Genomic DNA, 22,417 nt, shown 5'->3' with positions numbered 1-22,417 from the left:
GAAGCAGCCCGCAACGGATCCGGAAACCCAGCCAGTACCAACAATCCAAACATGGCGTATTGCTCGAGCGAAATCTCATGGCTCACCCTTCAAAAGATAATAATATTAATTCCTATTTAGAAAGAATAATCAATACCGAATTGGTATGAAGCACCATTGGTCTCGCCGCGCAGGATTGGCACCAGCGGCAATTGGCAAAAAGTACAGAAAGCGAAAGTTGCCGAACGGCAGGTAACAAGCAGCCATCTGCCTTCAGCAGTCATGAATGAGAGGAGAAAGGCGCGATATGGCCACATTGCGTGGCAGGCCGAGAATCCGTCGACGCTTCGGCAATGGGCTCCGAAACGTCAACGGCTCACAACATACGGGCGCAAAAGCGCCCGTTCGAATCAACTGCCGGCGACGGTCATTTTCTCGATCAACACCGAGCCCGTGCGGATATTGCTGCGCAGCTCCAGGTCGCTGCCGACTGCGACGATCTGCTTGAGCATGTCGCGCAGGTTGCCGGCAATGGTCACCTCCTGCACGGCGAACTGGATCTCGCCATTCTCCACCCAGTAGCCACCCGCGCCCCGGGAGTAGTCGCCGGTGACCATGTTCAGGCCGTGGCCCATCAACTCGGTGACCAGCAGGCCGCGGCCCATGCGTTTGATCAGCGCCTGCTGATCTTCGTCGCCATGGCTGACGAACAGGTTATGCACACCGCCGGCATTGGCCGTGCTCGGCATGCCCAGTTTGCGCCCGGCGTAGGTGCCCAAAATATAGGAGACCAGCCTGCCGCCCTCCACGAACGGTTTCGCATAGGTGGCCAGGCCATCGCCGTCGAACGCCGCACTGCCCATGGCACGGGGAATGTGCGGACGCTCGTCGAGGTTCAGCCAGGAGGGAAACAGTTGCTCGCCCAGAGTTCCTTCGAGGAACGATGACTTGCGATACAGGGCGCCACCGGAGATAGCCCCAAGGAAGCTGCCGAACAAACCGGTAGCCAGCTCCGCGGAGAACAGCACCGGTACTTCGCAAGTCGGTACCGGGCGAGCGCCGAGTCGGCTGACCGCACGCTGTGCAGCGCGCCGACCGATACTCGCGGCATCGGCGAGCAGCTCGCCCTGACGGTTCACGTCGTACCAGTAATCGCGCTGCATCTGCCCGTCGCTCTCGGCAATCATCACGCAACTGAGGCTGTGCCGGGTGCTGGCGTAGCCGCCGATGAAGCCGTGGCTGTTGCCGTATACACGGCAGCCTTGATGGGTACTCAGGCTGGTGCCATCGGCATTGCGAATGCGCGAGTCGGCATCGAAGGCAGCAGCCTCGCAGACCAGCGCGCGCTCGATCGCTTGCTCCGGGCTTATGTCCCAGGCGTGGTACAGATCCAGCTGCGGCATATCGCGAGCCATCAGCGCCGCGTCGGCAAGACCGGCGCTCTCGTCTTCGGACGCATGCTTGGCGATGGCCAGGGCCGCCGCTACGGTTTCGCGGATCGCCGCCTCGCCGGTCGCCGAGGTGCTGGCCGAGCCTTTGCGCTGACCGACGTAAAGGGTGATACCAAAGCCCTGATCGCGGTTGAATTCAACGGTTTCCACCTCACGCTGGCGCACGCTGGTGGACAACCCCTGCTCCACCGACACCGCCACTTCACAGGCACTCGCACCCTGCTTCTTCGCCTCGGCGAGAATCTGTTCGACCTGCGCCTGAAGGCCCGGTAGAGCACCTGGCCCGACTACTTCCACTTCACTCATAACGACTCCTGAACGATAGCCACTGCGACAACGACTCTGGTCGCGCATGCGGCAAGAAACTTGCTGCTATCATGGCGGCGTTTCCCATTGGATCACCGCAAAATGTCTGATTACCTCGACGACTTCTCCGGCGAGAAGAGCAAAACCCAGGTCAAGCGTGAGTTCCACGCGTTGCAGGAGCTGGGCCAGCGCTTGGCCGGCCTCAAGCCTGATCTGCAGAACAAGCTACCGCTGACTGATGGCCTGCGCCGTGCCTTGGAAGAATCACCCAAGCACACCGCCAATGCAGCGAAAAAACGCCATATGCAATTCATTGGCAAGCTGATGCGCGATCAGGACATCGAAGCGATCCTGACGCTCCTCGACCAGCTTGACGCCTCCACGCGCCAGTACAACGAGCGTTTCCACAACCTCGAGCGCTGGCGTGATCGTCTGATCGTCGGTAACGACGAAGTACTCGAAAAGTTCGTCGCCGAGTACCCAGACGCAGACCGCCAACACCTGCGCGCGCTGATCCGCCATGCCCAGCATGAAGCGGCTCAGGAAAAGGCGCCGGCCTCGTCACGCAAAATCTTCAAGTACATCCGCGATCTCGACGAAACCCAGCGCGGACTGCGCTAGGTTCCGCCCCTTCGCATGGCCGGGGCTCACCCCGGCCAGTATTCTCAAGCGCCCGTGCCACCGACCGTGATCGCATCGATCTTCAGGGTCGGCTGGCCCACGCCAACCGGTACTGACTGACCATCCTTGCCGCAGGTGCCAACGCCGCTATCCAGCGCTAGGTCATTGCCGACCATCGACACCTTGCTCATCGCCTCCGGGCCATTACCAATCAGGGTTGCACCCTTGACCGGCGCGGTAATCTTGCCATCCTCGATCAGGTACGCCTCGCTGGTGGAGAACACGAACTTGCCGCTGGTGATGTCGACCTGACCACCGCCCAGGTTGGCGCAGTAGATGCCCTTCTTCACCGAACGGATGATTTCCTCGGGGTCACTCTCGCCGGCCAGCATGTAAGTGTTGGTCATGCGCGGCATTGGCAGGTGCGAATAGGATTCGCGGCGGCCGTTGCCAGTGCGCGCTACCCCCATCAGACGAGCGTTGAGCTTGTCCTGCATGTAGCCCTTGAGCACACCGTTTTCGATCAGCGTGGTGCACTGGGTAGGTGTACCTTCGTCGTCCATGCTCAATGAGCCACGGTGCTCGGCCAGGGTGCCATCGTCGACGATGGTGCATAGCTTGGAGGCTACTTGCTGGCCTATCTTGCCGCTGTAATTGGAGCTGCCTTTCCGGTTGAAATCGCCCTCCAGACCATGGCCGACCGCCTCGTGCAGCAGCACGCCAGACCAGCCTGCGCCCATAACCACGGGCATGGTGCCGGCCGGCGCGGCTATCGCTTCAAGATTCACCAGCGCCTGGCGCAGTGCTTCACGGGCATAGCCCATGGCACGGTCTTCATTGAGGAAGTAGCTGTAATTGGTACGACCGCCACCGCCGTGACCGCCGCGCTCGCGGCGACCGTTCTGCTCGACGATGACGCTGACGTTGAAACGCACCAGCGGACGAATATCAGCGCCCAGGCTACCGTCGGTGGCCGCGACCAGAATGCGATCCCATACGCCAGCAAGGCTTACCGTCACCTGTTTGATTCGCGAATCGAGGGCGCGGGTGGCTACATCGACGCGCTTGAGGAGCTCGACCTTCTGGGCCCGATCAATCACATCCAGCGGGCTCTCGGACGAATAAAGCGGAGCGACCTGAGTGGCGCTGAAAGCCTGCACACGCCCTTCCTGCCCGGCACGAGCAATCGAGCGGGCGGCACGAGCCGCTTGGCTCAACGCGCCGGGGGTAATCGCATTGCTATAGGCAAAGCCGGTCTTCTCACCGGACTGGGCGCGCACGCCGACGCCCTGATCGAGATTGAAACTGCCTTCCTTGACGATGCCATCTTCCAGCACCCAGGTTTCGGACACCTGGGTCTGGAAGTACAGGTCGGCGGCATCGATGCCAGGGCCGGCCAGTTCGCCGAGCACCCCCGGCAAATGCTCCAGGGTCAGCCCGCCAGGACTCAGCATCTGCTCGCTGACGGTCAACAACATGTCGCTCATAACGTCTCCACATCAGGCTGCCGCGGCTGCGCCGCAGCGAAAAATCGTTTGTGTCGCACTACCGGCATGCGCTCGCGGATAGCCGCCTGCTCGATGGCATCGCGCTTGGCCAGCAACGTAGCCTCGCCATCCGCCTGTTCCGCCAGCTTACGCCCCCAGGGGTCGATGATGGCCGTGTGGCCATAGGTTTCCCGACTGCCAGGATGAACGCCGCCCTGAGCCGCTGCCAGCAGGTAGCACTGGGTTTCGATGGCCCGTGCGCGGATCAGTACATCCCAGTGGGCCGCACCGGTGACCCGGGTGAACGCCGACGGCGCACTGATCAGCTCGGCACCCGCTTCACGCAGGGCCCCATAGAGTTCAGGAAAGCGCAGGTCATAGCATACGGTCAAACCCAGACGCCCAACGGGTGTATCGGCGACCACCAGGTGCTCGCCGTGGGCGTAGTCGTCCGACTCGCGATAACTGCCACGGCTGTCGCTGACATCCACGTCGAACAGGTGCAGCTTGTCGTAGCGGGCGACGGTTTCACCCTGATCGTCGAGCAGCAGCGAGCAGGCACGTGGTTTGCCATGGGGCTGACTGGCCGGCGGCAACGGCAGGGTGCCGGCCACTATCCATAAGTTGAGGTCACGTGCCGTGCGTTTCAACCAGGGCAGCACAGGGCCCTGACCACTGGCTTCCAGGCGCCCCAGATCAGCGGCATCGCGCCGCCCGAGGGCCGAGAAGTTCTCCGGCAGCACCGCCAGGCGCGCACCACCGGAGGCCGCCTCCTCAAGCAGGCGACGGGCCTGCAGCAGGTTGGCGGCGATATCGTCCTGGCTGACCATCTGGATCACGGCGAAAGACATGCTGGCCTCCAGGGTCAGTTGGGTTTCTTGAACGGTTTGTCGAAGGTCAATTGCGGATCGTGCAGGGTGCCCTTGACGTCGTACTGCACGCTGGCGAAACGCGCCACGCGGTCACCGAGCAGCTTGTCGGCGATGAACAGGGCGCCACCAATAGCTGGCGCGCCGACGATCAGGGCCGCCAGCGGCAGGTTGTTGGTGACTGGCAAGGTCACCAGCAACTTGGCATCGATGCCCTGGTCGATCATGTTCAGGGTGCCGTTCAGCTCCAGATTGCTCGACGGGCCGGTCATGGTGATCGGCTCCTGAGTGACGAACACACCATCCGTTGCATTCAGGTTGCCTTTGACCCGGTCATAACTCAGGCCCTTGCCGAGCAGATCGGAGAAATCCAGGCGCAGACGGCGACCGATGGAGTTGAAATTGAGCAGGCCGAACACCCGCAGCGCCGACGCCGAGCCCTGCACGTCGACGAACTGGCCCTTGCGCAGTGACGCGTCGAGGCTGCCCGAATAACGCTTGAGGCTGAACCAGGCCGGCGAACCAGGCCAGTGCCCATCGGCGTCCAGACGGAAGCTCTCGCTGGTCGCCGAGGGGGCATAACCCCAAGCCTTGAGGACTTCGGAAAGCTTTTCGCCCTGCATGCGCCCCTTGTACCAGCTGCGCGTCTGCCCCGGCACACCCTGCCAGCCGATGGCGCCGCCAAGGCGCAGCCCCTTGAGGTTGATATCCAGATCGCTGAACTGCACGCCCTGGGCATCAGGACGAGCCTTCAACGACCAGGCCCCCATGTCGTCGTCACCCTGGAACACATGGGCGACCCGCAGATCCAGCGCCGGAATCTGCCGCGGATCGAAATCAGCCAACGGATCGGGTGCCTCGGGCTCCGGCGCATCAACGGTTTTCGGCTTGGAGGCCGGCAGGCGCACATATTCCAGATCGGCGACGATAGGCCGGCCACTCGCCTCGAACAGGTCGACGCGGCCCTTGGCCAGCGCACTGTCCACACTTAGCGACCAGCCGCCATCAATGGGTCGCAAGCCAACGTCGAGATCATCGAGCTTCTGGCCAAGCCCCTCGAAACGTCCAATACGCAGCTCGGCATCGGTAAACAGTTGTTGGGCATCCTGACGCGAAGTCTGCTCGTAGGGTTTGATGACCTCCTGCCAGGCCGCGAGATTCACTTCTGCGACCCGACCCCGAACACGCACCCCACGAGAAGTCGGTAGGATCGCTGGGCCGTCGCCCAGGCGCAGCTCACCGCGGCTCTGGTTGAACTGCCCGGGCGGCGCCGCCAGGGTAAAGCTGGCAACGTTGGCGTAATCGAGCCAGTAACGCTGCTCGCGCCCACCGAAATTCATGCGCCAGTCGGCGTAACGTTCCTCGCTGGCGGTTTTGCCGAACGGAGCCGGCAGGCTGATACTCAGGCCCTTGAGATTGGAATCGACTCGCAGTTGGCTGTCCGTCCCCTCGAGGCTCAGGCGCAGGCGATACGGCACATTCCCCTGGGCAGGCAACGGCTGTGTCACTCCCAGCCAGCCAGTGAGGTTGGCCAGCGGAATGATCCCGTTGGCTTCGATGCGGCTACGCGCTTGGCCTGGCCGGCCATCGGCAATAGCCTTGCCGGTCACCGCATGGCCCAGCGCACGGGCGCTGATCGAGGGCGCGCTAAGGCCCTTGCTGGTGTCGAAACGAAAGTCTCCGGTCACGTCGCTCAGTTCCAGCGCCGGCTTGCTGATGCTCAACGAGGCCTTGTCGGCACTGAAGTCGACGACCACGTTGGCCTGTTCGCCCTTGTGCAGAGGGATATCCAGATCCAGCGCACCACTCAGGGCACCTGCGCCTTTCCAGCCGGCGAAGGTATCAGCAACCCCGAGGGGCGTTTCCTGAAGGATCTTCAAACCATCACCGACACTGCTCTGCAGCTTGCCCTTGAGCTTGAGGTGCGGTGTTTCTCCAGCATCGACATGGGCGATGTCGGCATAGGCCTCACGCACCTGGCTGTCGAGGATACGCCCCTCCGACACGCGCACCCGGACGCCACTGTCCTCGATCAGCACCTCACCACGGGCATCGTGCAGCGCTGGCCAACCGGGCTGGAAAGCCAGTTCGGCGTCCTGCACCGCGAAGAACAGGCTGATGCTGCGCACGGCAGGATCCGGGTTGCGATTGATCGAACCCTGATACTGGAAATAACCCTCTTCGACCTTGCCACCGCGAATCGCGGTTTTCAGCCACTCGTCCAACGCCGGACTGAGCACGGGCGTCGGCAGGTACTTCTCGGTGAACCGCGCATCGCCGTCACGCATACCGACACGCAGATCCATGTAGTCCTCGCGCTCGGGATCCTTGAGCATGCGGATCAGGAAATCACCGGCGATCTTGCCTTCCTCGCCCTGCACCTGCAGGTACGGCGCGCGCAGGGTGAAGCCCTGATCGTCGAGCGTCCAGGTCAGCCGGCCCTTCGCTTGCTGATACTTCCAGGCTTTGGGGAACAGGGTGGTGAGGTGCAGGGAGAAGTCTTCGCTGTCGACCTTTAGCTCACCCTGGCCCAGATCGCCTGTGATGCTGCCGCTGCCATTCTCGACGGCAGGTGAGGCGTGCCAGGCGGAAAAGCCGACGCGCTCCAGGTTTGCTGAAAATTGCAGGCGCTCCGGCCCTTCGAACTCGGGGCGGAAGCTGGCATTGAGGTTGCGCAAGGCGCCATGGGGCTTGAGGGTCTGCAGCAGGTCAAGGACAGTTTCCGACATCGGCGCCAGGCCTTCCACCAAAGGCACCAGAGGGCCGACGTCGAGGCGATCGGCGCTCAGGCTCCAGCGCTCGGACTGCTCGCCGCTGGCCGCCTGGTGGCCGAGGGCGATACGCGTCTCGCCCCAACGGTTTTCGCCACGGCTAAAGGCGAAGTCGTCGAGCAACAGATCGAAGTCGCCGTCCTTGCGCTCGAAATAGGCATTCAGGGACAGGTCATTCAGCGCCACGGCCTTACGCTCACCATAACGTCCCTCGAACTGCGGGGCGTGCAGGCGGGTGACGGCACGTTGCAGGTTGCGCTTGTCCCAGAGCCCCCACGCCTCGCCACCCAGTTGCAGGTGGTCGAGGTGCCACTCGCGGGTCAGGGCTGGCGGCAGCCAGGTGGCCCAGTCGCTCTGCGGTGCGCTGAGGTAGAACTCGGCGCGCATATCCTGCCAGTGTTCGGCCTGCATGCGCGTACGCACCTGCAGGGCAAGCGGCTGACCGTCCGGCAGTTGCACGCGGGCATCCAGACGCTGGCGGGCGCTGCCATTGCTCAGGCTCAGGTTGATGGCCGTGAGGCTGAAGGGTTTCAGATCCTGAGCTTGAACGCTCACCTGGCTGTCGAACAAGGCGATGCGGCTGACCATCTGCGACTGGCGCAGCACCTTGGCGACATCCAGCGGCGGCTGATTCTGCCGCTGCGGCAGGCCTTCGACGCTCCATGCGCCCTGCTCGTCCTGGCGCAGCGTCAGGCTCAGGCCGTCGAGTTGCAGCTCGGCGATACGCGGCTGCAAGGCCAGCAGACTGCCAAGCAGGTCGGGCACCACCCGCACATGCTGCAGGGCCAGACCTTGGTCACCCTCGCCAAGGCTAAGATCGCGCACCGTCAGCAATGGCGAGAAACCACTCCAATGACCTTCCAGAGCACCAATGGTGACCGGCAAGCCCAGTGCCTGGGTGGCTTGGGCTTGTGCCTCTTCCCGGTACTCAGCAACCAGCGGCACCAACTGACGACCGAGGCTCACGTAAAAGGCGGCCAGCACCAAACCCAGGGCGCATAGCCCCAGACTCCAACGCAGCAGCGCAGCGAACGCCAGCCCCAGCCGCTCCATTCAGTTCACGCCCCGGTCAGGCCGGGCCTCGTTATAGCAGCACCACATCGTATTGTTCCTGGGAGTACATGGTTTCGACCTGGAACTTGATGGTTCGTCCAATGAATGCTTCGAGGTCGGCGACGTTGCCCGACTCTTCGTCGAGCAGGCGGTCGACCACCTTCTGATTGGCCAGCACGCGGTAGCCCAAAGGCTGATAGGCACGAGCCTCACGAAGGATCTCGCGGAAGATCTCGTAACAGGTGGTTTCCGCAGTTTTCAGCTTGCCACGACCCTGACAGTGGCTGCAGGGCTCGCACAACACCTGCTCGAGGCTCTCCCGGGTACGCTTACGGGTCATCTGCACCAGACCGAGTTCGGTGATGCCGATGATATTGGTCTTGGCGTGATCACGCTCCAGCTGTTTCTCCAGGGTACGCAGCACCTGGCGCTGATGCTCTTCGTCTTCCATGTCGATGAAGTCGATGATGATGATCCCGCCCAGGTTGCGCAGGCGCAGTTGCCGAGCGATGGCGGTAGCCGCCTCGAGGTTGGTCTTGAAGATGGTTTCTTCGAGCGTGCGATGGCCGACGAAGGCGCCGGTATTCACGTCGATGGTGCTCATCGCCTCAGCCGGGTCGATGATCAGATAACCACCGGACTTGAGCGGTACCTTGCGCTCCAGCGCCTTCTGGATCTCGTCTTCGATGCCATGCAGATCGAAGATCGGCCGCTCGCCCGGGTAATGCTCCAGCCGATCGGAGATCTCCGGCATCAGTTCGGCGACGAACTGGGTAATCTTCTGGAAGGTTTCCCGGGAGTCGACGCGAATCTTCTCGGTGCGCGGGCCGACCAGATCGCGCAGGGTGCGCAGGGCCAGGCTGAGGTCTTCGTAGATCACTGAGGGGGTAGACGCACTCTTCATCTGCTCGCCGATCTGCGTCCACAGACGGCGCAGATAACGGATATCCGCAAGGATCTCTTCGCCGCGTGCGCCATCGGCGGCAGTACGCAGGATGAAGCCACCGGCTTCTTCGATACCTTCAGCGGCGACGCAATCGGCGACCACCTGCTTGAGGCGCTCGCGCTCGGCTTCGTCTTCGATCTTCAGGGAAATGCCCACGTGGCTGGTGCGCGGCATATACACCAGATAGCGCGAGGGGATCGACAGCTGAGTAGTCAGCCGTGCGCCTTTGCTGCCAATCGGATCCTTGGTGACCTGCACCGTCAGGCTCTGGCCCTCGTGCACCAGCGCGCTGATGGTTTCCACCGCACTGCCTTCACGGCTGGATATCTCCGAAGCATGAATGAACGCCGCGCGATCCAGGCCAATGTCGACAAAAGCCGCCTGCATGCCTGGTAGTACACGCACCACTTTGCCTTTGTAGATATTGCCGACGATGCCACGGCGCTGGGTACGCTCGACATGCACTTCCTGCAGGACACCGTTTTCCACCACCGCCACGCGCGATTCCATCGGCGTGATGTTGATCAGGATTTCTTCACTCATGCGCCCATCTCTGTTTGAGATGAAGCTGAAAGCAGCGGCAGACTCAAATGAGCCCAGCACATCGCGGCCTGCAACCTCTGGGTTATGCGCTGGCAGTCATTGCCAGCACGGAATCGCGAATTCCGCGAGCAGCTCGGCAGTCTCGCACAACGGCAGACCGACTACCGCCGAATAACTACCCTGCATCTGGCTGACGAAAACCGCAGCCAACCCCTGAATACCATAACTACCCGCCTTGTCGCGCGGCTCGCCGGTGGCCCAATACGCTTCGATCTGTGCCTGACTGAGCGGTTTGAAACGCACTGTACTGGTCACCACACGGGCGCTGCCGCGTCTATCGCTGGTCAGCGCGACAGCGGTCAGCACCTGATGCTCACGACCGGACAAGGCTGTCAGCGTGGCCACCGCGTCGGCGCGATCGAGAGGCTTGCCGAGGATGCGACCATCGAGCACCACGGCGGTATCGGAACCCAGCACCACCGCACCCTCACGCTCGGGCAGACTATCGAGCACCGCCGCCGCCTTGGCCCGTGCCAGACGCTCGACGTAGACCGCCGGTGCCTCGCCGGGCTGCGGCGTTTCGTCGATGGGCACGATCCGGGTGAGGAAAGGAACGCCGATCTGCGTCAGCAGTTCGCTGCGGCGCGGCGAAGCGGAGGCCAAGTAAAGCGTTGCCATGCAGACGTCTCGCAGTCAGGCGCCGCAGCGCGTTTTCAATTGACACCTAGACGTCGATGCACGGCGCGCAACAGCGTACAGACCCACGGCCAGAGCAAGGCACTGACCAGCGCTGGCAGCACGAACGTCAGGGTTGGTGGCCGGCTACCAGTCAGCGCGTTGAGCCATAACTGCACCAGCTGTGCCACACCGAACACCACCAGCAACACCATGCTCTGCTGCCACATGGGAAACATGCGCAAACGCTGATGCAGGCTCAGCACCAGAAAAGTGATCAGGGTGAGAATCAGCGCGTTCTGCCCCAGCAAGGTGCCATTGAGCACATCGGCCAGGAGGCCGACGCACCAGGCGCTGGTCATCCCAACGCGATGAGGCACTGCCAATACCCAATAGGTGAGAAACAACGCCAGCCAGAGCGGGCGGCCGATCTCCATGAAGCGTGGCAATGTGGAAACGCTGAGCAGCAGCGCCAGGCCCATACTGATCCAGATGACCCAGACGTTATTCGAACGGGCAGCGATCATTGGCTATCCTCCTCACCGCTGGCGGGTGCCGGGCTCGGCTCATCGGCAGGCGGAGTCATGGCCTCGGACGGCATCTCGCCCTTGAGCGCCTTGCGATCAACCTCTTCCTGCGCTTCCGCCGATTCGGCAGCACGCTGTTCCGGTGTGCGTGGGTCGGTAAACACCAGCAGCATGTAACGGGTGCGATTGAGGTTGGCGGTCGGCACGGCACGCACGATGGCGAAGGGTTGTCCGGAGTCGTGCACCACTTCGGTCACCGTAGCCACCGGATAGCCAGCAGGGAAGCGCTGCCCCAGGCCAGAGCTGACCAGCAGATCACCTTCTTTGATGTCCGCAGTATCCGCCACGTGACGCAGCTCCAGGCGCTCCGGGTTACCGGTGCCGGTGGCGATGGCTCGCAAGCCGTTACGATTGACCTGCACCGGAATGCTGTGGGTGGTATCGGTGAGCAGCAGCACACGCGAGGTATAAGGCATCACCTCGACCACCTGGCCCATCAGACCGCGCGCGTCGAGCACTGGCTGGCCGAGCACCACACCATCCTTCTCGCCCTTGTCGATGAGAATGCGGTGAGTGAAGGGGTTGGGGTCGATACCGATCAATTCGGTGGCCAGCACCTCATCATCGACCAGTGCGGACGAGTTGAGCAGCTCGCGCAGGCGTACGTTCTGCTCGGTCAGCGCCGCCAGCTTTTGCAGGCGGCGCTGCATCATCAGCTGCTCGGCCTTGAGTTTCTCGTTCTCGGCCGTCAGCTCATTGCGCGAGCTGAGCTCCTGGGTCGCGCTTTCCCACAGGGTAACGGGGAAGCGGCCAAGCCAGTACACCGGCTCGACGATCAGGCCGAGCTGGCTGCGCACCGATTGCAGGACAGTCAAGCGAGCATCGACGACCATCAGCGCAGCCGACAGCACGGCGAACACCAATAGGCGTATACCGAGCGAAGGACCTTTGGCGAATAGCGGCTTTATAGGGATTACCTCGCAGCTAGGATCATTGACGCTTCAGCGTAAGCCGCGTTGCTGCGTCAATGATCCTTACCTCGAAGCTGCAGGCGGCTTCGAGGCTGCTGCAGCGTATGGCGGGCGGCTTATTCGGTGGACAACAGATCCATGGTGTGGCGATCCATCATTTCCAGCGCCTTGCCGCCGCCACGAGCAACGCAAGTCAGCGGGTCTTCGGCGACGATTACCGGCAGGCCGGTTTCCTGGGACAGCAGCTTGTCCAGGTCGCGTAGCAGAGCGCCACCACCGGTCAGCACCAGGCCGCGCTCGGCGATATCCGAAGCCAGCTCTGGTGGCGATTGCTCAAGCGCACTCTTGACCGCTTGAACGATGGTCGCCAGCGACTCTTGCAGCGCTTCCAGTACTTCATTGGAATTCAGGGTGAAGGCGCGTGGAACGCCTTCAGCCAGATTACGGCCACGGACGTCGACTTCACGCAGCTCGCCACCCGGGTAGGCGGTACCGATTTCCTGTTTGATGCGCTCGGCGGTGGACTCACCGATCAGGCTGCCGTAGTTACGGCGCACATAGGTGATGATGGCTTCGTCGAAACGGTCGCCACCCACCCGTACGGATTCGGCGTACACCACACCATTCAGGGAGATCAGCGCGATTTCAGTGGTACCACCACCGATATCGACGACCATCGAACCACGAGCTTCTTCGACCGGCAGGCCGGCACCGATGGCCGCTGCCATCGGCTCTTCGATCAGGAACACTTCGCGGGCACCAGCACCCAGCGCGGACTCACGAATAGCGCGGCGCTCGACCTGGGTCGACTTGCACGGCACACAGATCAGCACGCGCGGCGAAGGCTGCAGAAAGCTGTTTTCGTGAACCTTGTTGATGAAGTACTGCAGCATCTTCTCGCAAACGCTGAAGTCGGCGATCACGCCGTCTTTCATCGGGCGGATGGCGGCGATATTACCCGGCGTACGGCCGAGCATGCGCTTGGCGTCGGTGCCGACGGCTACAACACTTTTCTGATTGCCATGGGTACGGATGGCGACGACCGACGGCTCGTTCAGGACGATGCCGCGCTCGCGAACATAAATAAGGGTATTGGCAGTGCCCAGGTCAATCGAGAGATCGCTGGAAAACATGCCACGCAGTTTTTTGAACATGGGATAAGGACCCTAGGCAACGCGTGGGTAAAGATACAGCGCAAGAAAACACGCAGGCAAAAGCTCGCGCGTGAAAACACGCAGGTAAAAAGTGCGGCAAACTCTAACAACGGCAGGGATTTTGAGCAAGGCACCAATATGTTAGATTGCCTGTTTTCCGCGGCTTTGCGACATCTTCGCCAGTTATGGCGACCGTAGTGAAAAACTGCCGCGCACTACCAGCACTTGCTCAAGCCGCATATCGCCGCCTTTGACCGCCGGCCAGACACATCCGTTCCCTGCCCCCGTGCATGGCAACCGCTCATATTTTCACTGGCAGCCCCCTGGCGGCTGCCTTTACAGGAGAACCCGATGGCGCTTGAACGCTCCGAGGTGGAAAAGATCGCACACCTGGCCCGACTGGGCCTGAGTGAAGGCGAGCTGCCACACACCACTGCAACCCTGAACAGCATCCTCGGCCTGATCGACAGCATGCAAGCCGTCGATACCGACGGCATCGAGCCGTTGGCGCACCCGCTGGAGACCACTCAGCGCCTGCGCGCCGACAAGGTTACCGAAGCGAACCACCGCGACGCCTATCAGGCTATCGCCCCGGCCGTGGAAAGCGGCCTGTACCTGGTTCCCAAAGTCATCGAGTAAGGAAGGCGCCCCGCCATGCATCAGTTGACCCTGGCCGAGATCGCCCGCGCCCTCGCCGACAAGCAATTCTCATCCACCGAGCTCACGCAGAACCTGCTGACTCGCATCGAGCAGCTCGACCCGCAGCTCAACAGCTTCATCACCGTGACCGCCGACCTTGCACTGGAACAGGCCAAGGCCGCTGATGCGCGCCGCGCTGCCGGTGAAAGCAATCCACTCCTTGGGGCGCCAATCGCCCATAAGGATCTGTTCTGCACCCAAGGCGTGCTGACTAGCTGCGGCTCGAAAATCCTCACCGGTTTCAAGGCCCCCTACAACGCCACGGTGGTCGAGAAGCTGGCCAGCGCCGGCACCGTGACCCTGGGCAAGCTGAACATGGACGAATTCGCCATGGGCTCGGCCAACGAATCCAGCCACTACGGCCCGGTCAAGAACCCCTGGGATCTAACCCGCGTGCCTGGCGGCTCCTCCGGTGGTTCGGCTGCCGCAGTTGCCGCGCGCCTGCTGCCGGCCGCCACTGGCACCGACACCGGCGGTTCGATCCGCCAGCCGGCTGCATTGACCAACCTCACCGGCATCAAGCCGACCTACGGTCGCGTCTCACGCTGGGGCATGATCGCCTACGCATCCAGCCTCGACCAAGGTGGCCCACTGGCCCGCACCGCCGAAGACTGCGCCTTGTTGCTCGGCGCCATTGCCGGTTTCGACCCGAAGGATTCGACCAGCGTCGATCAACCGGTGGATGACTACCTCGCCGCCCTCGCCCAGCCGCTGGCCGGCCTGCGCATCGGCCTGCCGAAGGAATACTTCAGCGCCGGCCTCGATGCCCGCATCGGCGAAAAAGTCATGGCCGTGGTCGAGGAGCTGAAAAACCTCGGCGCCACGATCAAGGACATCAGCCTGCCGAACATGCAACACGCGATTCCCGCCTACTACGTGATCGCACCGGCAGAGGCCAGCTCCAACCTGTCGCGTTTCGACGGCGTGCGCTTCGGCTACCGCTGCGAAAACCCGACCAACCTCGAAGACCTGTACAAGCGCTCGCGCGAAGAAGGCTTCGGCGCAGAAGTGAAGCGCCGCATCATGGTCGGCACCTACGCGCTGTCCGCCGGCTACTACGACGCCTACTACCTCAAGGCGCAGAAAATCCGCCGCCTGATCAAGAACGACTTCCTCAAAGCCTTCAAGGAAGTCGACGTGATCCTCGGCCCGACCACGCCGAACCTGGCCTGGAAACTGGGCGAGAAGAACGCGGATCCGGTGTCGGCCTACCTGGAAGACATCTACACCATCACCGCCAACCTCGCCGGCATCCCCGGCCTGTCGATGCCTGCGGGCTTCGTCGACGGCCTGCCAGTCGGCGTGCAGTTGCTTGGCAACTACTTCCAGGAAGGCCGCCTGCTGAACGTCGCACATCAGTACCAGCAGATCAGCGACTGGCATAAACAAGCACCGAGCGGCTTCTGAGGAAGGATCAAGATATGCAATGGGAAACAGTGATCGGGCTCGAGATTCACGCTCAGCTCAGCACTCAATCGAAGATTTTCTCGGCCAGCGCCACCACCTTTGGCGCCGAGCCCAACACCCAGGCCAGCCTGGTCGACCTCGGCATGCCTGGCACCCTGCCGGTGCTCAACGAGCAAGCCGTGCGCATGGCCTGCCAGTTCGGCCTGGCCATCGACGCCGAGATCGCCGAGCGCAACGTCTTCGCCCGCAAGAACTACTTCTACCCGGATCTGCCGAAGGGCTACCAGACCAGCCAGATGGATCACCCCATCGTCGGCAAGGGCTTCCTCGACATCACCTTGGAAGACGGCACCGTCAAGCGCATCGGCATCACCCGCGCGCACCTGGAAGAAGACGCCGGCAAGAGCCTGCACGAAGACTTCCAGGGCATGAGCGGCATCGATCTGAACCGTGCCGGCACACCGCTGCTGGAAATCGTCTCCGAGCCGGACATCCGCTCCGCCAAGGAGGCGGTGGCCTACGTCAAGGCGATCCACGCCCTGGTGCGCTACCTCGGTATCTGCGACGGCAACATGGCCGAAGGCTCGCTGCGCTGCGACTGCAACGTGTCGGTACGCCCGAAAGGCCAGGCCGAGTTCGGCACCCGCGCCGAGATCAAGAACGTCAACTCGTTCCGCTTCATCGAAAAAGCCATCAACCATGAAGTGCAGCGCCAGATCGAACTGATCGAAGATGGCGGCAAGGTAGTTCAGGAAACCCGCCTGTACGACCCGAACAAGGATCAGACGCGCTCCATGCGCAGCAAGGAAGAAGCCAACGACTACCGTTACTTCCCCTGCCCCGATCTGCTGCCGGTGGTGATCGAGCAGAGCTTCCTCGATGACCTGCGCGGCAAGTTGCCCGAACTGCCACCGCAAAAACGCGAGCGCTTCGAAAGCCAGTACGCGCTGTCTACCTACGACGCCAGCGTATTGAGCGCCAGCCGTGAGCTGGCCGACTACTTCGAAGTGGTCGAAAAAACCTGTGGTGACGCCAAGCTGGCAGCCAACTGGGTGATGGGCGAGCTGTCCAGCCTGCTTAACAAGGACAACCTGGAGATCGATCAGTCGCCGGTTTCCGCCGAGCAACTGGGCGGCATGATCCTGCGCATCAAGGACAACACCATCAGCGGCAAGATCGCCAAGATGGTCTTCGAAGCACTGGCCGCTGGTGAAGGCGCAACGGCGGACGACGTGATCGAGAAGAAAGGTCTCAAGCAGGTCACTGACTCCGGCGCCATCGAAGCGATGCTCGACGACGTGCTGGCCGCCAACGCCGAGCAGGTCGAACAGTACCGCGCCAGCGACGAAGCCAAGCGCGGCAAGATGTTCGGCTTCTTCGTCGGCCAAGCCATGAAAGCCTCCAAGGGCAAGGCCAACCCGGGGCAAGTGAACGAACTGCTGAAGAAAAAGCTCGAAGGCTGAGCGATTTGAAAACGCCGGGTTTTCCCGGCGTTTTTGTGTCTGACGTATGAGTATGGAGAGAAGCAATGCGTCGATTATCGGTTCTGCTGGTGCAGTTCAGCCTGCTCGCCGGCTGTAGCAGCTTTGGAGGTGGTGTACCCGGTGACTACCGCGCTGACGGCAAGGCCTCGTATTACGGCAAGGCGCACCACGGCAACAAGACCGCCAGCGGCGAGCGCTTCGACCAGAACGCCATGACCGCCGCCCATCGCACCCTGCCCTTTGGCACCCGGGTGAAGGTCACCAACCTCAATAACGACCGCAGCGTGGTGCTGCGCATCAACGACCGTGGTCCCTTCGCTCGCGGGCGGATCATCGATGTGTCGCGCAAGGCTGCAGAGTCACTGGACATGATTCGTTCCGGCGTGGTGCCGGTGCGGGTGGAAAGCCTGAAGTAAGACGAAGGGTACGTTCACGATCTTTTAGGTGGCATGAAGAGACTGCTACAAGGCAGAAGCGGGCGGTGAGCAGAGTTTATTTTGTAGGAGGGGCTTTAGCCCCGAGCTTTTTTGGGGTGCAAAGAGCTCGCGGCTAAAGCCCCTCCTACGAGTTACGCGGCTGGCCGCTATCGCCTTTTTGCAGGCAAAGCGCTGAATTCGAGCCGAAAGATCGTGAACAGACGCTTACAACGCCGGATCCCAGCGCTGTGACCAGTCGGTATCCTGGCCGGCGATCTCGCGCAGCAGAGCGAAGCTCTGCTGCAGAGCAGCCGAATCGCGCTCACGGGAGTAGACCAGGTAAGTCGGATAACTGAACTCCGGCGCCTTGCTCACCCGCTCCAGCACCTTGCTGTCCAGATAACTTTGAACCACCCGGGTACGGAAGTAACCGGAGCCACCGTGTTCCAGAATGTACTGCAACGCCAACGGGCCGAGATTGAACGACACCGGCGCACGTGCCTTGTCCGGCAGGGCGCGGTCGTGCTGCGCGCGGAAGCTGTCGCCCCAGTCGATGTAGACATAGGGCTCAGGGTTCGCCGCCTTCACCAGGATCAGCTTCTCCTCGAGCACCTGCTCGACCTGCATACCGGCCCAGTACGTGGGTTGGTAGACCAATGCCGCATCCAGCACGCCCAGCTCTACCTGCCGTAACAGACTCGCTCCTTCGGCGATCTGCGCACGCACCGCATAACCGTCGATGTTCTCGCGAATCGCGCTCACCCAGCGCAGCATCAGCGGGTTGCACAGGCTGACCTCGCCGCCGATGTGGATGACGTTGTGATAACCATCCGGCAGCGGCAGGTCACGCTGCGCCGCTTCCCAGGTCTGTTGAATCTGGTTGGCATAGGTGACGAACGCCTCGCCATCGGCAGTCAGTCGCGCGCCCGCACGGTTGCGTACGAACAACGTGCTGCCAAGGTGGCTTTCGAGCTTCTGGATACGCGCGGTGATTGCTGTCTGGGTGACATGCAAGCGTTCGGCAGCGGCAATGAAGCTGCCGCTGCGGACGATTTCCAGAAAGGTGCGGGTAAGGTCGATATCCATCTTTGCTGAGCCAGCGCGGTTGGCGCGGGCCTCTCCTCAAGCCTGATCCGATGTGCAGTGTAAGGGGGCAAGGCGAATCATTCGATGGATCAGTCGAGGTGCCTGAGCAGATCCCGATGCAGTGCCGCGACCAGATCGGTCTGGGTGATCATCCCGACCAGCCCTCCGTTATCCAAAACCGGCAGGCAATGCAGGCCATCATCCGAGAGCAGCGCGATCAGGTCGACGACATGGGCATCGACACCCACCGACTGCACGGGCGAGGTCATAAACTCGCCCAGCACCTGCTTCTTTTCCAGGCCGAGAATCGCGCGCAGGTTGAAACGGTTGGCACGTATGGCACCGACCAGATCCACCAGGCTGACGATACCGACCAACTGCTTACTCTTGTCGAGAACCGGCAAGGCGTTGAGGCCATGATGAGTGAGCAGGTACAGGCCCTTGGCGACGGCCGTTTCCGGCGTGGCGTAGATCAGGTCGCGGGACATCATCTGCCCGGCCCGAATGTCGCCCATGCTACGGCGCAGCGCGTGCTTCTCGGTACTGCGCACGATCAGTTCGAGGTCTTCGCGGGTGATATCGACGAAGGAGCCCAGTTCGTCCAGCGCGTGATCCAGATCGTCAGCGTTGAAGCCTGCGCGCTCACTGGGTAACGGATCGCGGGTGTGATGCGCCGCAGATGCTCCCGGATGCAGCCGGGGATAAGGCACGCGGGTCAAGTTGTTGTAGAGCAGCGCGCAGGCGAGCAGGCCGAGGCCGGCGGTCATCGCCACCAGCGCCGGCTGCCAGAATGGCTCTCCGGGCGCCGGCGTGGCGAACACCATGCAGAAGGCGATGGCACCCGCTGGCGGATGCAAGCAACGCAACGGGCACATCAGCAACAGGCTCAGGCCCAACGCCAGCGCGGCGCCAGCCAGGCTGTGATCGATGAAGTGGGTGACCGTCAGGGCGACCACCGAGGCACACAGGTAGCTGCCGAGGATCGACCAGGGCTGCGCCAGCGCGCCGGAAGAGACTGCGAACAACAGCACGGCCGAGGCCGCCAGTGGCCCGGAAAAATGCACGGTCATGTGCAGGCCGAACAGATGGCTGCACACCCAGGTGCTGAACAGAAAACCCGTCGCGGCACCAAGCGCGGCGCGGCTCCATTCACGAGGTCGGGTATGCAGAGAATCAGGCAGTAAGGCAGACAGCCACTGGGGGAAGTGCGCTAGGGATTTCATCGGCTATCGTCGAAAAGATCGAGCCTCTCAAGTGAAAGGCCCGCTGTGTACCGCCACAGGCGGCTGGCAGGAGTATCCGTCCCTGGATGATGGAATCGTCTGCGTGCAACCTTGCCCGCCTCAGCAGAGAAACTGATTCGGACAATGAAACGGAGTGTGACGACCGAGGAAAACTTCATCAAACGAATAATAATGAAGGATGGATAAGCTTTTTTTGATATCAAACGATGGCGACGGTGAAACGCCGGCTTGTAACCTGGGTTGAGCGCAGCGATACCAGGAAGATCGAACCCTGAGTATCGCTATGCTCAACCCAGGCTACCTCTGGATAGCAGCCGCTTACGGATAGCTGAAGCTTTTCACCAGCGTCAGCTCGCCCGGTGTACGCATCGGTACGAGGAAGCTCTGCTGCTTTTCGTTGACCGTGCCTTCTTCGCTGATCACGGTGATCTGCCCGGTGGTAAGAATCTGCTGGGCGCTGCTCTCTCCGCTTTCGTCGTAGCTGTATCCACCGCCGTAATAATTCACGTAGACCAGGTACTGGCCCTTGAGCGGCGTTGGGGTGGCGATCATTTCCGGGCCGTAGCCGGTGGTCACGTCGACATCCAGGGCTGCGCCGTTGGCCAGGGAGCGCTCGCCGTACCAGACGTGGCCGCCATCGGGGGTCACCAGATGCAGGTCGAGGTCGGTGTTGTCACTGTCCCATGACAGCACCACGCGCAAGCGCGCCGGGGTTTCGCCGCTGCCGTTGTTGTAGAACTGTACGCGGCGACGCTGCCCGCCATCCGGGCTGCGCACCTCGACGTTGTTACTGCCTTCGGAAAACACGAAGGGCCGGTCGAAGCTGCCGTCTTCGGCGATCTTCAGCGGCATGCTGACACCGTTGACCACCAGCCGGCCGGGCACCTTGCCGTCCTTTTCCAGCTTGCTGATCGCGCCCTTGATGCGGGCGGTATCGGCCTGATTGGCGGCGCTGTTGACGCTTGATGCCGGGTAGTTGACCTGCTGCATGAACTGCGCGCCGTCGCCACCGCCGACGCGCCAGCCGCTGCGGGGAGTATCGAGCTGCACCTCGGCCAGCGCGCACAGCGGCAGCAGGGTCAGGCAGAGAGCGAAACGGGGATTGATCAGGGCCATGGTGTCATTCCAGTAACAGGGTGCGGGCGAGGCCTTCGACATAGGCCTCGTCCTGTCCATTGGGGTGAGCGACGAACGCCAGGTGCAAGTATTCGTGGGTCAGGTCGAGGCGGTCTTGCAGCGAGAAAAAGCCGCGCACGAAGATGCGCTGCCGCTCGCGATCCACATAGGGCCGGCCGGACGCCAGTTGGCAAACGGTGAACTGCTGGATTTCCTCGTACCCAGGCTCGCGATCCAGACGCGGGCGCCAGTCGCGGCGCTGCTTGCGCAGCCACTGCTCGGCGGCGGCAAGCGGTTGGCAAGCGGCTACCGGCTTGTCCCAGCGGCTCAGCGTGGCACGCGGGAAGGCGCGGGCCAGGATGGCGTCATAACGCAGGCCGCTACCAGCCTGCTCGACGGCCTGCGTCCAGGCCAGGCGATCAGGGCCGGGCTGAGAGGTGTGATAGGTCACCGGCGCGCCGGCCAGCACCAGATCGGCCGTCCACGCGGCGATATCCCGTGCGGCCTGACTGGCCGGGCGCGGCGCCACCCGCTGACTGGCGCTGCTGTCGTCGATGCGCAGGCACTCGCCGCGACGCCCGGCGCTCTGCAGCAAGTAAGTACGGGCGGCGATGGCCAATGCCTTGGCGGCTTCGGCGGGCTGCGCCGAGGCTTCGCGATCCAGCACGCGGGCGACGTAGTCCTCACGATCGAGGTGAGCGGTCAGCTGCAGCCCCTCGCCCGTACGTTCGAGAAACAGCTCGCCATGGCTTTCGATGGGCAGGCGATTGCCGTTGGCGAATTCCACCTCGTAGCGGCCATTGAGCGACCCCGGCTCCACCACCCCATCACTGCCCTCGCGCCTGAGCTGGTGCAGCGGATAGCGGGCGAACAGACGCACCTCTACACAACTGCCGGCTTCGCTCGGCCAGGGCGTGGGCAGCACCTGGCCGAGCGGCTCGGCGTAGCGCTTGAGCACCATCATGCTGGTGCCCGAGCCACCAGCCCAGACCGGTGTGCCATCGGTCAGCCAGCCGGCGAAACCACCCTGGCGCGCCAGGGGATCACCATCGGCCAGCCAGCTCCAGGTTTTCACCCGCAGCCGGCTACCCAGGGCGCTGACAGCAGAACCGTCAGCGCTGCTGACAATCACGTCCAGCAAGACCTTGCGCGCATCCGCCTGAGCCGGCAGTTGCGCGAGTTGAGCGAGCAGTTGCTGAACAGGTACGCGGGTTTCCGGTATCAGGCGCTTGCGCTCTGTGATCCAAGCCGGCGCCTGGCGTGCCTGCCAGTAACGCGACCAGTCGCCCTCGGCCAATTGCAGATTGTCCTGTTCAAAGTACAGGCCGCAGGATTTCACCAGCGCCTGATCGCGGTCGATGCTCTCGCCCGGGTTGCAGCAGTAGACCTCTTCCTTGCTCTGACCGCGGCACTGATAGCCGTTGTCAGTTTGCTTGGTGTCCACCAGATAGGCATACACGAACAGTTTCCACAGACTGCCCAGCGGCGCCTGCAGCGTAGCGGGCAGCGGCTCACGACTGATCAACCGCTGCCCGTCGAGGCGCAGCAGTTCACTGCCGTCGGCCGTTTGCCAGGCCAGCGACAGCGGCGCCTCACTGGCCATTGCCGGACC

18 protein-coding genes are annotated in these 22,417 nt (G+C 62.4%); 5 read left to right on the top strand and 13 right to left on the bottom strand.

Annotation, left to right across the window (positions count from 1 at the left end):
* Positions 1–389: 389 nt before the first annotated feature.
* Complete coding sequence (pmbA, locus tag ACZ3GY_RS01580) at positions 390–1,736, bottom strand: metalloprotease PmbA (RefSeq protein ID WP_465908716.1); 1,347 nt, start codon at positions 1,734–1,736, stop codon at positions 390–392.
* 102 nt (positions 1,737–1,838) lie between these two features.
* Here pmbA and yjgA point away from each other — a divergent pair, with 102 nt between their 5' ends.
* Complete coding sequence (gene yjgA, locus ACZ3GY_RS01575; RefSeq protein ID WP_225835260.1) at positions 1,839–2,357, top strand: ribosome biogenesis factor YjgA; 519 nt, start codon at positions 1,839–1,841, stop codon at positions 2,355–2,357.
* A gap of 44 nt (positions 2,358–2,401) precedes the next feature.
* Here the strand turns inward: yjgA and tldD are convergent, their stop codons facing one another.
* The 8 genes from tldD to mreB all read right to left on the bottom strand — a co-directional run bounded on the left by tldD (position 2,402) and on the right by mreB (position 13,353).
* Positions 2,402–3,844 (bottom strand): metalloprotease TldD, encoded by a 1,443-nt coding sequence (tldD, locus tag ACZ3GY_RS01570; protein ID WP_465908715.1) that lies wholly within the window; start codon positions 3,842–3,844, stop codon positions 2,402–2,404.
* A complete protein-coding gene (locus tag ACZ3GY_RS01565) occupies positions 3,841–4,695 on the bottom strand; it encodes a carbon-nitrogen hydrolase family protein (protein ID WP_465908713.1) in 855 nt (284 codons plus the stop codon). Before ACZ3GY_RS01565 ends, tldD begins: the two co-directional genes overlap by 4 nt.
* Positions 4,696–4,709: 14 nt before the next feature.
* A complete protein-coding gene (locus tag ACZ3GY_RS01560; RefSeq protein WP_465908712.1) occupies positions 4,710–8,537 on the bottom strand; it encodes a YhdP family protein in 3,828 nt (1,275 codons plus the stop codon).
* Between the two features lie 31 nt (positions 8,538–8,568).
* Positions 8,569–10,026, bottom strand: a complete 1,458-nt coding sequence (gene rng / locus ACZ3GY_RS01555; protein ID WP_463563638.1) for a ribonuclease G — start codon at positions 10,024–10,026, stop codon at positions 8,569–8,571.
* 96 nt (positions 10,027–10,122) lie between these two features.
* Positions 10,123–10,704 (bottom strand): Maf family protein, encoded by a 582-nt coding sequence (locus tag ACZ3GY_RS01550; protein ID WP_465908711.1) that lies wholly within the window; start codon positions 10,702–10,704, stop codon positions 10,123–10,125.
* Positions 10,705–10,739: 35 nt separating this feature from the next.
* Positions 10,740–11,228, bottom strand: coding sequence for a rod shape-determining protein MreD (gene mreD, locus ACZ3GY_RS01545; RefSeq protein ID WP_465908710.1), 489 nt, complete (start codon positions 11,226–11,228; stop codon positions 10,740–10,742).
* Positions 11,225–12,160 carry a rod shape-determining protein MreC gene (mreC, locus tag ACZ3GY_RS01540; RefSeq protein WP_465909210.1) on the bottom strand — a complete coding sequence of 312 codons (936 nt, stop codon included), beginning with the start codon at positions 12,158–12,160 and terminating at the stop codon, positions 11,225–11,227. The genes mreD and mreC overlap by 4 nt, the downstream gene beginning before the upstream one ends.
* Positions 12,161–12,315: 155 nt before the next feature.
* Entirely contained in the window at positions 12,316–13,353 is a 1,038-nt protein-coding gene (mreB, locus tag ACZ3GY_RS01535; RefSeq protein WP_225835269.1) for a rod shape-determining protein MreB, read from the bottom strand.
* A gap of 351 nt (positions 13,354–13,704) precedes the next feature.
* On the opposite strand from mreB, the gene gatC reads away from it, so the two are divergent.
* From gatC to ACZ3GY_RS01515, 4 genes are all read left to right on the top strand, one after another.
* On the top strand, positions 13,705–13,992 hold the full coding sequence (gatC, locus tag ACZ3GY_RS01530; protein WP_465908709.1) for an Asp-tRNA(Asn)/Glu-tRNA(Gln) amidotransferase subunit GatC: 288 nt from the start codon (positions 13,705–13,707) through the stop codon (positions 13,990–13,992).
* 15 nt (positions 13,993–14,007) lie between these two features.
* On the top strand, positions 14,008–15,459 hold the full coding sequence (gene gatA, locus ACZ3GY_RS01525; RefSeq protein ID WP_465908707.1) for an Asp-tRNA(Asn)/Glu-tRNA(Gln) amidotransferase subunit GatA: 1,452 nt from the start codon (positions 14,008–14,010) through the stop codon (positions 15,457–15,459).
* Positions 15,460–15,473: 14 nt separating this feature from the next.
* Positions 15,474–16,922, top strand: coding sequence for an Asp-tRNA(Asn)/Glu-tRNA(Gln) amidotransferase subunit GatB (gatB, locus tag ACZ3GY_RS01520; RefSeq protein WP_465908706.1), 1,449 nt, complete (start codon positions 15,474–15,476; stop codon positions 16,920–16,922).
* Positions 16,923–16,987: 65 nt separating this feature from the next.
* Entirely contained in the window at positions 16,988–17,359 is a 372-nt protein-coding gene (locus tag ACZ3GY_RS01515; protein WP_465908705.1) for a septal ring lytic transglycosylase RlpA family protein, read from the top strand.
* 225 nt (positions 17,360–17,584) lie between these two features.
* On the opposite strand, the gene ACZ3GY_RS01510 is transcribed toward ACZ3GY_RS01515, so the two are convergent.
* The 4 genes from ACZ3GY_RS01510 to ACZ3GY_RS01495 all read right to left on the bottom strand — a co-directional run bounded on the left by ACZ3GY_RS01510 (position 17,585) and on the right by ACZ3GY_RS01495 (position 22,408).
* On the bottom strand, positions 17,585–18,445 hold the full coding sequence (locus tag ACZ3GY_RS01510; protein ID WP_465908703.1) for a LysR family transcriptional regulator: 861 nt from the start codon (positions 18,443–18,445) through the stop codon (positions 17,585–17,587).
* Between the two features lie 89 nt (positions 18,446–18,534).
* A complete protein-coding gene (locus tag ACZ3GY_RS01505; RefSeq protein WP_465908702.1) occupies positions 18,535–19,668 on the bottom strand; it encodes an HPP family protein in 1,134 nt (377 codons plus the stop codon).
* A 339-nt stretch (positions 19,669–20,007) separates the two neighbouring features.
* Complete coding sequence (locus tag ACZ3GY_RS01500) at positions 20,008–20,805, bottom strand: YfaP family protein (protein ID WP_465908701.1); 798 nt, start codon at positions 20,803–20,805, stop codon at positions 20,008–20,010.
* 4 nt (positions 20,806–20,809) lie between these two features.
* Positions 20,810–22,408 (bottom strand): DUF2300 domain-containing protein, encoded by a 1,599-nt coding sequence (locus ACZ3GY_RS01495; RefSeq protein WP_465909209.1) that lies wholly within the window; start codon positions 22,406–22,408, stop codon positions 20,810–20,812.
* Positions 22,409–22,417: the final 9 nt, after the last annotated feature.

The organism is Pseudomonas sp. PME37.24/006, from assembly GCF_055556635.1.
This window is presented reverse-complemented; position numbering and strand designations above follow the sequence as displayed.